At 72.9% G+C, this 12,879-nt stretch carries 10 protein-coding genes; 6 read left to right on the top strand and 4 right to left on the bottom strand.

Annotated elements, in window-relative coordinates:
• The 6 genes from ACIBHY_RS13650 (at position 1) to ACIBHY_RS13625 (ending at position 8,017) form a co-directional block, all read left to right on the top strand.
• Positions 1-1,206 carry a glycosyltransferase gene (locus ACIBHY_RS13650; RefSeq protein ID WP_397306796.1) on the top strand — a complete coding sequence of 402 codons (1,206 nt, stop codon included), beginning with the start codon at positions 1-3 and terminating at the stop codon, positions 1,204-1,206.
• Positions 1,203-1,901, top strand: a complete 699-nt coding sequence (locus tag ACIBHY_RS13645) for a DUF998 domain-containing protein (protein WP_397253673.1) — start codon at positions 1,203-1,205, stop codon at positions 1,899-1,901. Before ACIBHY_RS13650 ends, ACIBHY_RS13645 begins: the two co-directional genes overlap by 4 nt.
• A 115-nt stretch (positions 1,902-2,016) precedes the next feature.
• Positions 2,017-2,718 (top strand): hypothetical protein, encoded by a 702-nt coding sequence (locus tag ACIBHY_RS13640; protein ID WP_397306795.1) that lies wholly within the window; start codon positions 2,017-2,019, stop codon positions 2,716-2,718.
• Positions 2,715-3,467: an isocitrate lyase/phosphoenolpyruvate mutase family protein gene (locus ACIBHY_RS13635; RefSeq protein WP_397306794.1), complete on the top strand. Its 753-nt coding sequence runs from the start codon at positions 2,715-2,717 to the stop codon at positions 3,465-3,467. The genes ACIBHY_RS13640 and ACIBHY_RS13635 overlap by 4 nt, the downstream gene beginning before the upstream one ends.
• 7 nt (positions 3,468-3,474) lie before the next feature.
• On the top strand, positions 3,475-6,489 hold the full coding sequence (locus ACIBHY_RS13630) for a BTAD domain-containing putative transcriptional regulator (protein ID WP_397306793.1): 3,015 nt from the start codon (positions 3,475-3,477) through the stop codon (positions 6,487-6,489).
• A gap of 31 nt (positions 6,490-6,520) precedes the next feature.
• Positions 6,521-8,017 carry an MFS transporter gene (locus ACIBHY_RS13625; protein ID WP_397306792.1) on the top strand — a complete coding sequence of 499 codons (1,497 nt, stop codon included), beginning with the start codon at positions 6,521-6,523 and terminating at the stop codon, positions 8,015-8,017.
• Here ACIBHY_RS13625 and ACIBHY_RS13620 read toward each other — a convergent pair.
• The 4 genes from ACIBHY_RS13620 to ACIBHY_RS13605 form a co-directional block, all read right to left on the bottom strand.
• Entirely contained in the window at positions 7,986-9,206 is a 1,221-nt protein-coding gene (locus tag ACIBHY_RS13620) for an MFS transporter (RefSeq protein ID WP_397306791.1), read from the bottom strand. The genes ACIBHY_RS13625 and ACIBHY_RS13620 overlap by 32 nt on opposite strands.
• 211 nt (positions 9,207-9,417) lie before the next feature.
• Positions 9,418-10,332, bottom strand: coding sequence for a serine hydrolase (locus ACIBHY_RS13615; RefSeq protein ID WP_397253662.1), 915 nt, complete (start codon positions 10,330-10,332; stop codon positions 9,418-9,420).
• 147 nt (positions 10,333-10,479) lie between these two features.
• Positions 10,480-11,358: an alpha/beta hydrolase gene (locus tag ACIBHY_RS13610; protein WP_379620449.1), complete on the bottom strand. Its 879-nt coding sequence runs from the start codon at positions 11,356-11,358 to the stop codon at positions 10,480-10,482.
• Positions 11,359-11,410: 52 nt separating this feature from the next.
• A complete protein-coding gene (locus tag ACIBHY_RS13605) occupies positions 11,411-12,805 on the bottom strand; it encodes an NAD(P)/FAD-dependent oxidoreductase (protein ID WP_397253658.1) in 1,395 nt (464 codons plus the stop codon).
• Positions 12,806-12,879 lie beyond the last annotated feature (74 nt).

Raw genomic sequence — 12,879 nt, 5'->3', positions numbered from 1 at the left:
ATGGCCATGCCCCTGCCGACGCGCACTCCCGAGCTTCACCCCGTAGCCGACCGTCCCCGACGGATCCTGATCTCCACCGACACGTATCCCCCCGACGTGAACGGCACCGCGGTCTTCACCTACCGCCTGGCCACCGGCCTGGCGGAGCGCGGCAACGAGGTCCACGTGATCTGCCAGTCGGACGAGGGCCCGGCCAAGGCGGACGTGGTCGACGGGGTCATCGTGCACCGGCTCCGCTCGGCGCCGCTGCTGGTCCACCCCACCATGCGGGTGACGGTCCCGACCCGGCTCGACCGGCTCGTCGAGGCCATCGACCCGGACGTGCTGCACTCCCAGGGCCACTTCGTGGTCGGCCGGGCGGCCATCAACGCCGCCCGCCGCCGCGGGGTGCCGGTCGTGGCGACCAACCACTTCATGCCCGACAACCTCTTCCAGTTCGGGCACGTACCCGCGCGGCTGCGGGCCAAGGCCGGGCAGCTGGCCTGGCGTGACTTCCGCCGCATCTTCAACCGCGCCCAGCGGGTCACCACGCCCACGCCGCTGGCCGCCAAGCTGCTGGCCGACCAGGGCTTCGCCGGCGAGGTCGAGCCGGTCTCGTGCGGCATCGACCTGACCCGCTTCCACCCGCACACCGAGCCCAAGCAGTGGGCGCGCAAGATGTTCGGGCTGCCCGACCGCAACACCGTGCTGTTCGTGGGCCGCCTCGACGAGGAGAAGCGGCTCGACGACCTCGTGCGGGCGCTGCCGTACGTGCTGAACGAGACCGACGCGCAGCTCGCCTTCGTCGGCCGCGGCAACCAGCGCGAGGTGCTGGAGCAGCTGGCCAAGCGGATCGGGGTGGCCGACCGGGTGTTCATGCTCGGGTTCGTGCCCGACGAGCAGATGCCGCAGGCCTTCGCCGCCGCCGACGCCTTCGCCATGCCGAGCATCGCCGAACTGCAGAGCATCGCGACGCTGGAGGCCATGGCCAGCGGGCTGCCCGTGGTCGTCGCCGACGCGATGGCGCTGCCGCACCTCGTCGACGAGAACGGCTTCCTGTTCCCGCCCCGCGACGTCATCACGCTCGCCAAGCACCTGACGACGCTGCTCACCGACGACGCGCTGCGCGAGCGCATGGGCAAGGCCAGCCGCGAGCTCGCCCTCACCCACGACCACCAGAACTCCCTGGCCCGGTTCGAGCAGATCTATGATGAGGTGGCGCGATGATCTGGGGTGCCGTCGCCGGTGCGCTGGTTGCTGTGTTCTCGCTGGGCTACGCCCAGCTCGCGCTGCCCGAGCAGCCTCTCCTCAGTGACTACGCGCTGGTCTCCGGCGGGCTGGTGCCGGTCGTGGCCGGCATGCTCGGGCTCGCCGCCACCTGCGTCTTCCTGGCGTACGGCCTCGCGGTACGTGAGCCCGCGCGCACCGCGGCCACCCGGGTCCTCCTGCTGGCCGGCGCCGCCGGCCTCATGCTCAGCGCCGTCTTCCCCACCGACCCCGCCGGGGTCGCGGTCAAGTCGATGGCCGGGGAGATCCACCGCTGGTCCGCGGCCGTCGTCTTCACCACGCTGCCGGTGGCCGGCTGGATGCTGGCCCGCGCCCGCGGCGCGCTGCCCCGCTGGAACGCGGTGCGGGCCCTGGCGGTGACCTCGGCGATCACGCTGGTGGTCTACCTGGCGACGCATCCCGCCTCGTTCCTGTCCCCGCTGATCAACGGCGGCGCCTACTACGGGCTGCTGGAGCGGGCGCTCGTCCTGGCCGAGATCGCGCTCCTGGTCATGATGGCCATCGCCGCGCTCCGGGAACACCGCCACCCGTCCACCGCCGCCATCCCCACACCGGACGCCGTCCCGGGCACCGCGCCCGACAACGCCTCCGACCCGGTGCCGGGAACCGGGCGTACGGAACACCTGGCCGCCTAGCGCAAATACCCCCTTGACCACGGGGAGGCGACTGCCTCTCCCCCTGGTCATGGGGGTGTTTGTCCTCCGGGACCCTTCGACGGGCGTCGAAGCGAATCGGACCTAGGCTCGGAACATGCTCATCACCCGATACGCGCAGGCCGCGGCCGTACTGGAAGACAGCGGCGTCGTGCCGCCCCCGGTCCCGCAGGACGGCGCGCCCGGCACGCTCGCGTGGCTGCGGGCGCAGGTGTCGCGCTTCGCCTCCGGCCCCGTGCACGCGGAGCGCCGCCGGGCCGTCGTCGAGTTGCTGGCCGCGTTCGATCCGGCCGAGCTGCGGGTGCGGGCCAGGGCGCTCGCCGGCGTACCGGCCGACGAGGTGGCGGCCAGGAGTTTCGGGGTCGGCCAGGTAGCGGCGGTGGCCGCGGCCGCGAGCGGCTACCTCAGCGGGGAGACGAGCCCCGAGGCCGATGCCGCGGTCCGGGAGCTGCTGCCGCTCGGCATTCCGATGATCACCGTGCTGCTGCAGGCGCACGCCTCCACCGCCGCCCTCATCGCGAACGCGCTGGCCCACGACGACGGCGTCACGCCGGTCGAGGACCTGCTGCACGAGACGCTCCGCCACGACCCGCCGCTGAAGCTCACCCGCCGGGCCGGAGTGGAGATCGACCTGGTGGCCGTCAACCGCGACCCCGACGTCTTCCCCGACCCCGACCGCTTCGACCCGTCCCGCGGGCGCACCCCGCACCTCACGTTCGGCCACGGCGTCCGCCCCTGCCCGGCCGCCGGCCACGCCCTGGCCATCGCCGCCGGCTACCTCGAAGGGAAGCGCTCATGACAGCGAACGAAACGGCGGGCGAGGTGTTCGGGCGCCTGCACGTGCCGGGACAGCCGTTGCTGCTGCCGAACGCCTGGGACTACGGGTCGGCGTCCGCGCTGGCCGCGGAGGGGTACCCGGCGATCGGGACGACGAGCCTGGGCGTCGCGGCGGTGCACGGCAAGCCGGACGCCGCCGGGGCCACGAAGCACGAGACGATCGCGCTGGCCAAGGCCATGGCCGGGCTCGGCGTGCTGGTGACCGTGGACATCGAGGGCGGGTTCAGCGACGACCCCGCCGAGGTGGCCGCGCTGGTCGCGGAGCTGGGACGGGCCGGGGTGGCGGGCGTCAACCTGGAGGACGGACGGCCCGACGGCACGCTCAGGGACACCGCGCACCACCAGGAGATCATCGAGGCGGCACTCGGCCACGGCGTGTTCGTCAACGCCCGTACCGACGCGCACTGGCTCAGGACCGGCGACGACGCCATCGAGCGGGTCGAGGCGTACGAGCGGGCCGACGGTGTCTTCGTCCCCGGGCTGACGGACCCGGCGCGGATCGCGGAGATCGTCAGGAGCACGAGCCGGCCGGTCAACGTGCTCTACGGTCCGCCGATGGAGGCGCTGGCCGAGGCGGGGGTGGCGCGGGTCAGCACGGGTTCGCTGCTGTACCGGGCGTCGTTGCGCGGGATGCTGGCCGTACTGGGAGATGAGGGGCGGGCGATGCCGACCTACGAGCAGATCGCCGCGATGCTCCCGCGACCCCGATAATCGAGGCATGCGCTTCGAGATCCTTGGCCCGACCAAGGTCCAGGCCGAGGACGGGCGGGAGGTCGTGCTCGGCGGCCCGCGGGTGCGGGCGCTGCTCGTCCTCCTCGCCTTGCGGGCCGGGCGCATCGTCCCCGCGGAGCAGCTCGTCGACGACCTGTACGGCGCCAGCCCCCCGGAAGGCATCTCCAACGCCCTGCAGTCGCAGGTGTCGCGGCTGCGCAGGGCGCTGGGCAAGGACCTGGTGGAGTTCCATCCGGCCGGGTACCGCCTGGCGGCCGACCCGTCGCAGGTGGACGCGCACCGGTTCGAGAAGCTGGCCGCCGACGGCAGGCAGGCGCTCGGCTCGGGTGACGCCCGCGCCGCCGCCGCCGTGCTCCGCGAGGCCCTTGACCTGTGGCACGGAGCTCCGCTGAGCGACGCCCCGCTGGCGGAGGCGGCCGCGACCCGGCTGGAGGAGCTGCGCCTGGCGGCCGTGGAGGACCGCGTCCAGGCCGACCTGGCGCTCGGCCGCCACCGCGACCTGGTCGCCGAGCTGCGCCAGCTCATCTCCGCCCACCCGCTGCGCGAACGGCTGCGCGCCCAGCTCATGCGCGCCCTGTACGGCAGCGGCCGCCAGGCCGAGGCGCTGACCGCCTACGAGGAGGGCCGCCGCATCCTCGACGAGGAACTCGGCGTGGAGCCGGGCGCAGAGATGACCGCGGCGCACCTGGCGGTCCTGCGCGCCGACCCGGCCCTGGGCGGCGCGGCGGAGGGCGTGACCAGGCTCGGCCTGCGCTCGCAACTCACGAGCTTCGTCGGCCGGGCCGACGACCTGGAGCGGCTGGGCACTCTGCTCGACTCGGCCAGGCTGGTGACGCTGATCGGCCCCGGCGGCGCGGGCAAGACGCGGCTGGCCGCCGAGGCGGCCGAGCGTATCCCCGGCGACGTCTGCTTCGTGGAGCTGGCCCCGGTGGCCGACGCCACCGGCCTGGTGCACGCGGTGCTGGCGGCGCTGGGCATCAGGGACGCGCCGGTCGCCGGGCCCGGCCGCCCCGCGCCGGCGCCCCGCGAGCGGCTGGTGGCGGCGCTGGCCGACAGGAAGCTGCTGCTCGTCCTGGACAACTGCGAGCACCTGGTGGCCGCCGCGGCCGAGCTGGCCGACGAGCTGCTGGCCGTCTGCCCCGCGCTGCGGGTGCTGGCCACGAGCCGGGAGGCGCTCGCGATCACCGGCGAGTCGCTCCTGCCCGTGCCGCCGCTGCGCCTGCCGCCGCCCGGGGTGCCGGACCCGCTGGACTATCCGGCGGTGCGGTTGTTCACCGATCGGGCGGCGGCCGTACGCCAGGACTTCGCCGTGGAGGGAGCGGACCTGGAGCTGATCGTGGGGATCTGCCGGGCGCTCGACGGCCTGCCGCTGGCCATCGAGCTGGCCGCGGCCCGGCTGCGCACGCTGACGCTGGCCGACGTGGCGGAACGGCTCGGCGACCGCTTCCGGCTGCTGACCCGCGGCAGCCGTACCGCGTTGCCCAGGCACCAGACGCTGCGCGCGGTCGTCGACTGGAGCTGGGACCTGCTCGACGCCGGCGAGCAGCGGCTGGCGCGCAGGCTGACGGTGTTCGTGGGCGGCGGCCGGGTGGAGGCGGCGGAGCGGGTGTCCGGCGGCGGCCCCGGCACCGAGGACGTGCTGACCTCGCTGGCGGAGAAGTCGCTGGTCGAGCTGGTCGGCGGCCGCTTCCGCATGCTGGAGACGATCCGTGCCTACGGCGCCGAGCGGCTGGCCGAGGCGGACGAGGTGGACGCCACGCTGGCCGCGCACGCCGCCTACTGCCTGGAGCTGGCGACCGAGGCCGACGCCCGGCTGCGTACACGCGACCAGTTGCCGTGGCTGGCGCGCCTGGACGAGGAGAGCGACGACCTGCACGCGGCGATCCGCTGGGCGGGCGAGACGGGACAGATCGAGCTGGCGCTGCGGCTGGTCTCCCGGATGGCCTGCTACTGGTGGATGCGCGGGCACCGGGTGGTCAGCGCGCAGCTCGCCAACCTGGTGCTCGGCGAGATGGGCGAGAGGCCGCCCGAGGGGCTGGCGGAGGAGTACGCGACGTGTGTGCTGACCGCCTCGGCCGACGGCCGCGCCTCCGCCGACCTGGCGCGCCGCCGCGAACTGCTCGCGGCCGGGATGGGCGAGTACCGGCTGCCGTTCCGGCTGGAGTTCCTGACCATGCTGATGCCGCTGTTCACCGGGCCGCCGGTGGGCTACCGGCCGGCGGACGTGGCGCCGCCGCCCGGGATGCCGCTCTCGCCGTGGACGCGGGCGCTGACGTCGCTGGGCACCGCCTTCGTCCACCACGCCTACGACCAGCTGGACGAGGCCGCGGAGCGGTTCGAGCTGGCGCTGGCGGACTTCACCGCCATCGGCGAACGCTGGGGCTGCATGCTGGCGCTGGGCGGGCTCCAGGACCTGCGCTTCGAACGCCGCGACTACGCGGGCGCGATCGCGCTGGCCGACCGGGCGATGGCGCTGTCGCAGGAGCTGGGCGCGAGCGCCGACGCCGCCGAGAACCTGTGCCGCCGCACCGACAGCGTCCTGTGCCTCGGCGATCTGGACGAGGCGCAGGCGGGCTACCTGCGCGCCGCTGAGCAGGCCCGCAGGATCGGCGCGCCGGACACGCTGGCGTGGGCGCACTTCGGGCTGGGCGAGGTGGCCGCGCGGCGCGGGCGGACCGCGGAGGCCCGCGCCTACCTGGAGCAGGCGCTGGCCGAATGCCCTGAAGGCTGGTACGCCGTCGTGGACACGCGGGCCCGCATCCACCTCGCGCTGGGCCGGCTCGACCTGGCCGCCGGCGACACGGACGCGGCGTGGGACCGCTTCACCGCCGCGCTGGGCGAGGCGCAGCGCACGTTCAAGCAACTGTCACGGCCGGCGATCGACGGCCTGGCGGCGACCGCCGAGGCGCGCGGCGACGGCGAGACCGCGAAGCTGCTGCGCACGCTCACGCCGCGCGAGGCGCTGGAGCTCGCGGAGAAACCGTCAGCCACCGGTCAGTGACCGGTCAGCGCCGCCGCCCACTGTGGGCGGCATGCGCAGCAAATGGGCCTGCCTGGCGATCGCCTGCCTCGCCACGCTCCTCCTCTCCCTCGACCTGACCGTCCTCCACCTCGCCTTGCCGAGGCTGGTCGCCGACCTCGGCGCCTCCTCGACGCAGTTGCTGTGGATCGGCGACATGTACGGCTTCGCGCTCGCCGGCCTGCTCATCGCCATGGGCAACCTCGGCGACCGGATCGGACGCAAGCGGCTGCTCCTCATCGGCGCCGTCGCGTTCAGCGCCGCCTCCGTCGTCACCGCGTACGCCCCCAGCGCCGAACTGCTCATCGCGGCCAGGGCCCTGCTCGGCGTCGCGGCGGCCACGATCATGCCGTCCACCCTGTCGATCATCCGCAACGTCTTCACCGAGCCCGGCGAGCGCACCACCGCGATCGGCATCTGGAGCTCGATGAGCGCGGCCGGGTTCGCCATCGGGCCGGTCGTGGGCGGCGTCCTGCTCGACCACTTCTGGTGGGGATCGGTCTTCCTGATCAACCTGCCGATCATGGCCGTCGTCCTCGTCGGCGGCTACCTCGTGCTGCCGGAGTCACGCAATCCGGACGCGGGCCGGATCGACGCGCTGAGCGTCGTGCTGTCCTTCGCCGGCGTGGTCGCCGTCATCTACGCGGTGAAGGAGGCCGCGCACAACAGCCTCGGCGCCCCTGACGTCCTCGCGGCCGGCGTGCTCGGGGCGGCGGCGCTCGTGGTGTTCGCACGGCGCCAGACGCGGCTGGCCCATCCGCTCATCGACGTGCGGCTGTTCGCCAAGCGCGCCTTCAGCGCCTCCATCGGCACGAACCTGCTGGCCATCTTCACGATGATGGCGATGTCGCTCATGTTCGCGTGGTACCTGCAGCTCGTCGTCGGCTGGTCGCCGCTCCAGGCGGGCCTGGCCGGTCTGCCCGGCGGCCTGTCCGGCGCCGTCGGCGGCATCGTGGCCGCGCCGCTCATCCGGGTCTTGGGCCGCAACGGCGTGGTCGCGCTCGGGCTGGCCATGAACGCCGTGTCCTTCGCCTGGTACGCCACGCTCGGCACCGAACTGAACTACTTCTACCTGCTGGTCCCCATGGTCATCGGCGGCATCGGGATCGGGCTCACGTTCACCGTGAACAACGACAACGTGCTGGCCACCGCGCCCAAGCAGCGCGCCGGGGCCGCGGCGGCCATCTCCGAGACGGCCTTCGAGCTCGGCGGCGCGCTCGGCATCGCCGTTCTCGGCACGGTCCTGACCAGCACCTACCGCGCCAACATGACCTATCCGGACCCGGCAGCCCGCGAGTCGATCACCGACGCGATCAACCTGGCGAGCACGTTGCCCGCCGAGCGGGCCGGCGAGCTGATCAGCGCGGCGGAGCGCGCGTTCGTGGCCGGGATGCAGACGACCTCGGTGGTCACCGCCGCCATCCTGGTGGTCGTCGCGGGGCTCGCGCTGGCCGGGCTGCGCGGGGTGCCCAAGGTCATCACCGACGCTGAAGAACCTGCCCACCGGTGAGCGCGGGCTCCGGATGGGGGCGGAGGCTGCGCAGCCGTACCAGGACCAGGAGGGCGGCCAGGCCCGTGGTCAGGGGCGGCACCACGAAGGCGAGGGCGGGGCCGGCCTGGTCGACCAGCTGACCGGCCACCGAGGCGCCGGTCGCGATGCCGAGGCCGATGGCGCCGTTGAGCCAGGTGAACGACTCGGTACGCACGTCCGCCGGGACCAGGTCGTCGATGATCGTGTAGCCGGTGATCACCACGGGGGCGATCACCAGGCCGGCGAGTGCGGCGGCGCCGTACGTCATGGGGATGGAGCCCGCGAACGTCAGCGCGGTGGTCGCGACGGCCAGCAGCGCCAGGCCGACCACCAGCCGGGCGCGCGCGGCGACCTTCCAGCGGACGGCGCCGTAGAGCAGCCCGCCCATCACGCTCGCGGCGGAGAACGTCCCGTAGATCGGCCCGGCCAGCGCGGGCTCGCCCAGCGCGGCCGTCAGCGACGTGATGCCGACCTGCAGCGAGCCGAAGACGGAGCCCATCGCGAGAAAGGCGAGCGCCAGCGGCGCGACGCCGCGCAGCCGCAGCACCCCGCCGGTGGCCCGCACCCGGACCGGCATCGGCTCCGGCAGCGCGGTCCGCACGCTCGCGAACACGACGGTCCCGGCCACGATCAGCACCAGCGCGCCGAGCAGCGCCACGACCGGCGAGAACCCCGTGGACAACCCCACCAGCAGGACGGGGGCGAGCGTGAAGGTCAGCTCATCGGTGATCGACTCGACCGCGAAGGCCGTGTTCAGCTTCCCCGAACCACCCAGCCGGTGCGCCCAGCGCGCCCTGACCATGGCCCCCACCTGCGGCACCGACGCTCCCGCCAGCGCCGCGGTGAGCACGAGGAACGGCACCGCCGCCTGCGCGGAAGCCAGCGCGAGCAGCGCCCCGAGCGCCAGCCCGTGGACGGCGATCTGCGGCAGCAGCACCCTGCGCTGGCCGTAGCGGTCGGCGAGCCGGCCGGTCTGCGGCCCCACCAGCGCCTGCGACACCGCGGCGGCCGCGGCGGCCATCCCGGCGGCGCCGTAGGAGCCGGTGGACCACTGCACGAGCAGCAGCACACCCATCTGCAGCATCGCGTACGGCAGGCGAGCCACCAGCGCGGGCACCAGGAACCGCCAGGCGCCGGGGGTGGCCAGCACGTTCAGGTAGGACCTCATCTGGTCTCCGTCCAGGTCATGACGGAGCCTCCCGGGAGCGCACCGTCGTGGTGGGCTTCGACCGGGGTGATACCGACGTGGTTCAGTCGGCCGCCGAGCGGTCTAACAGTGACCTATAACGCCGGTTGGTCCCCCTTTATTGCCCCTCGACGGGTGCCCTTGGACACACCCACAGCGCCCTCTCACGCCGTCGCCGGGAACTGCCTGGTTGTCACGCGATGGCCGGGACGGCGGGGCAGGTGCGGGTGAGGCGGGGTGACAGGGCGTCGAGGCGCCGGCCGATCAGCCTCGCGAGCCCCTCGATGGCCTGGATGCCCCGGCCCTCGCCCGGCTGCAGGTCCGTCTGTACGGCCAGCAACAGGTCACGTCCGGGCCCATGGATCCGGCCGTAGCTGGTGACCGCCCAGGTGTTGTGCACGAAGGGCCGGGGAGTCCACCCGTTCTTCAACGCCACCCGGTCCCCGGGCCGCGCGGCGGCGCTGACCCCCCAGGCCTGGTCGGCCTGCACCCGGCTCATCAGTCCGAGGATGTGCGCCCGATGGGCGGCCGACAGTCCCGCACCCCCCTTGACCAGCAGCCGCAGCAGCCGGATGCGGTCGGCCGGGCTGGTGTTGGTCCCGCCCCAGTACCGGCTGGGGCCCGGGGTGGTCTCCCGCAGCCCCATCCGCCGGTAGAAGTTCCCCATCCCGTATCCCGCGCCGACCCGCCACCACAGCGCGTCGGCGGCGTGGTTGTCGCTCTCCCGGATCATCCGGGCCGCCAGATCGCTCTCCGCGGAGCTGAGCCGCCCCCGCCGCAGCATCAGCGCGGTCAGGATGTCCACCTTGCTGCCGCTGGCGGTGATCATGCCGCTCTCGTGCTCCCGGTACGACAGCCGCAGCCCGCTGACCAGCTCGTGCGCGCTGTAGACGATCCGCCCAGGCTGCCGGGTCAGATACCGGTCGAGATCCCGCTGAAGCCGCCCTCGCGCCGCCACCCCACCCACCAGATCCGGATATTTCAGTACACAGGCGGGGTTGGCCACGTGCACATGCGGCGCGAACGGCACCACCGCACCCCCGCCGCCGCATCCCGCCACGCCCGCGACGACCCCGCCGACGAAAGCCCATCGCCACGCAGCACGCATGCCCGCCCCCCGGAACACGACCTCGCCCCGGGGGTGGCGATCTTCCCATTACAGGATGATCTCTGCCCACCACCTCAACAGGTCACACGCCCCGATATCCGGGAAAGGGCACCTACCACCCCAAATACCGGGCGGGCAGGGGCTTCGTCAGGCGGCGAGGTGTTCGCGGAGGAAGGCCGCCACCTCGGCCACCGCCTGTCCCACGTACGGCTCGCGGTCGTACAGGTCCACGTGCTCCTTGGCATCCAGCCAGACCAGCTTCTTGGGCTCGTCCAGCCGCCGGTAGACCTCCTCGGCCCCTTCGGGCGAGCAGAAGCGGTCGATCACCCCGTGCACGATCAGCGCCGGTTTCGGGGACAGGAAGTCGGCGCCCATCATGTTGTCCATGGTGATCAGCTCGCGGATGCTCGCCCTGGTCACCTCGTTCTTCCAGGAGGCGGCCGCCCCGCGGGAGGTCCCGTAGTAGGCGAAAGGCTCGTCGCCCGGCATCGCCGCCTCCCCGTCCGCGGAGACGGCGGGCACGTACTCGACCGCGCCACCGAGGTCCTGACGCTCCAGCACGCCGGTGAACCCGTCCAACGCGCCCTGGTAGTCCATCCCTGTCCGCATCGCGTACGGATTGTTGTACGCCCCCGCGACCCCGGCAAAAGCCTTAACCCTGGGATCAAAAGCAGCAAATTTCAGGGCATATCCGCCGCCAAGACAGATGCCCACCGCCGCGATCCGCTCCGGATCCACCTCCGGCCGCGACCGCAGCAACGACACCGCCGCCCGCAGGTCATGCAGCTTGCCCTGCACGTCCTCATGCCGCCGGGGCTCGCCTCCCGACTCCCCCCAGCACCGGTGGTCGAAGGCCAGCGTGACGAACCCCTCGGCGGCCAGCCGCTCGGCGTAAAGCCCGGTCACCTGCTCGCGCACCCCGGTGAAGGGGCCGGTCAGCACGACGGCCGGCCGTACCCCGGAGCCCGGGGGGACCCGCAGGTCGCCGGCCAGCACGATCCCGTCGGCGGAGAACTCCACTCTCATGCCCCAAGTCTGGGCGGCCGTGGGCCCGGGTGTCCACGGCCGCGCGCGGGACTCAGGAGTCGAAGCCCAGGCCCATCTTGTCGAGCGTGCGCAGCCACAGGTTGCGCTTGCCCTGGTGGAGGTCGGCGCGGGCGATCGACCACCGGGTGAACTGGATCACCCCCGACCGGACCGGCTCCGGCGGGAACGGGAACGGCTTCTCCTTGACCATCCGCAGCTCTGTCCGCTCGGTACGCTCGCCCGACAGCAGGTCGAGCATGACGTTCGCGCCGAAGCGGGTGGCGCCCACGCCCATGCCGGTGTAGCCGACGGCGTAGGCCAGCCGGCCGCCGTGGGCCTGGCCGAAGAAGGCGGAGAAGCGGCTGCAGGTGTCGATGACGCCGCCCCACCGGTGGGTGAAGCGCAGGCCCGACAGCTGCGGGAAGGTGTCGTAGAAGTGCCCGGCCAGCTTGACGAACGTCTCGTCGCGCTGGTCGTACTCGGGCTTGAGGTGGCCGCCGTTGTAGTACACGGCGTCGTAGCCGCCCCACAGGATGCGGTTGTCGTCGCTCAGCCGGTAGTAGTGGAACTGGTTGGCCGAGTCGCCGACGCCCTGCCGGTTCGCCCAGCCCACCGAGGCGAGCTGGCCGGGCGACATGGGCTCGGTCATGAGCGCGTAGTCGTAGACCGGTACGACGAAGTGCTTGAGCCGGCGCAGCAGCGGCGGGAAGACGCCGGTGCCGAGCGCGACCTTGGGCGCGGCGGCGCTGCCGTGCGGGGTGCGCAACGTGATGGTGACGCCGTCGTCGTCGAGGGCCCGGACCGGCGAGCGCTCGTAGATCCTGACGCCGAGCTTGAGGCAGGCCGCGCGCAGCCCGAAGGCCAGCTTGGCCGGGTCGAGCATGGCGCAGCCGCTGCGCTCCCACAGCCCGCCCAGGTAGGTGGGCGAGTCGACCTCGGCCCGTACCTGCTGCTGGTCCAGGGGCACGTAGTCGAGCCCGAGGTCGGAGATCAGGTCCAGGTGCTCGTTGAGGTCGTCCAGCTGCCACGGCTCGGTGGCCACGTGCAGTTCGCCGGTGCGTTCGAACGAGCAGTCGATGTCGTAGCGGCGCAGGGTCGCCTCGATCTCGTCGAGGTTCTCCACGCCCATGTTCTCGAGCCGCTCGATGTCCTCGGGCCAGCGCTCCAGCCCGTTGGCGAGCCCGTGTGTGAGGGTCGCCATGCAGAACCCGCCGTTGCGGCCGGTGGCCGCCCAGCCGATCCTGCGGCCTTCCAGCAGGACGACGTCCTGGGAGGGGTCGCGCTCCTTGGCCATCAGGGCGGTCCACAACCCCGAAAAGCCCCCGCCGACGACGACGAGGTCGGCGGTCGTCTGTCCGAAGAGCCGCGGTTGCGGCTCAGGTCTGGCCGGACTGTCCAGCCAGTACGGCTTGCGCTCCGCATCAGCAAGCGCCTTCAGCGGATCCACAAATCCCACTTCCCTACGAAGTTAGTGTGAAATACGAAATTGCGGGATCTTATGAGTGATCACGCACGGGTTCC

Source organism: Nonomuraea sp. NPDC050547 (assembly GCF_044457345.1).
Classification (GTDB): domain Bacteria; phylum Actinomycetota; class Actinomycetes; order Streptosporangiales; family Streptosporangiaceae; genus Nonomuraea.
Note: the sequence above shows the minus strand (reverse complement) of the source record. Positions and strands in the feature narration are given on the sequence as shown.

Excerpts from the sequence above, each read along its gene's own strand:
- ACIBHY_RS13650 (WP_397306796.1), top strand. The coding sequence starts at position 1 with ATGGCCATGCCCCTGCCGACGCGCACTCCCGAGCTTCACCCCGTAGCC.
- ACIBHY_RS13645 (WP_397253673.1), top strand. The coding sequence starts at position 1,203 with ATGATCTGGGGTGCCGTCGCCGGTGCGCTGGTTGCTGTGTTCTCGCTG.
- ACIBHY_RS13640 (WP_397306795.1), top strand. The coding sequence starts at position 2,017 with ATGCTCATCACCCGATACGCGCAGGCCGCGGCCGTACTGGAAGACAGC.
- ACIBHY_RS13635 (WP_397306794.1), top strand. The coding sequence starts at position 2,715 with ATGACAGCGAACGAAACGGCGGGCGAGGTGTTCGGGCGCCTGCACGTG.
- ACIBHY_RS13630 (WP_397306793.1), top strand. The coding sequence starts at position 3,475 with ATGCGCTTCGAGATCCTTGGCCCGACCAAGGTCCAGGCCGAGGACGGG.
- ACIBHY_RS13625 (WP_397306792.1), top strand. The coding sequence starts at position 6,521 with ATGCGCAGCAAATGGGCCTGCCTGGCGATCGCCTGCCTCGCCACGCTC.
- ACIBHY_RS13620 (WP_397306791.1), bottom strand. The coding sequence starts at position 9,206 with ATGAGGTCCTACCTGAACGTGCTGGCCACCCCCGGCGCCTGGCGGTTC.
- ACIBHY_RS13615 (WP_397253662.1), bottom strand. The coding sequence starts at position 10,332 with ATGCGTGCTGCGTGGCGATGGGCTTTCGTCGGCGGGGTCGTCGCGGGC.
- ACIBHY_RS13610 (WP_379620449.1), bottom strand. The coding sequence starts at position 11,358 with ATGAGAGTGGAGTTCTCCGCCGACGGGATCGTGCTGGCCGGCGACCTG.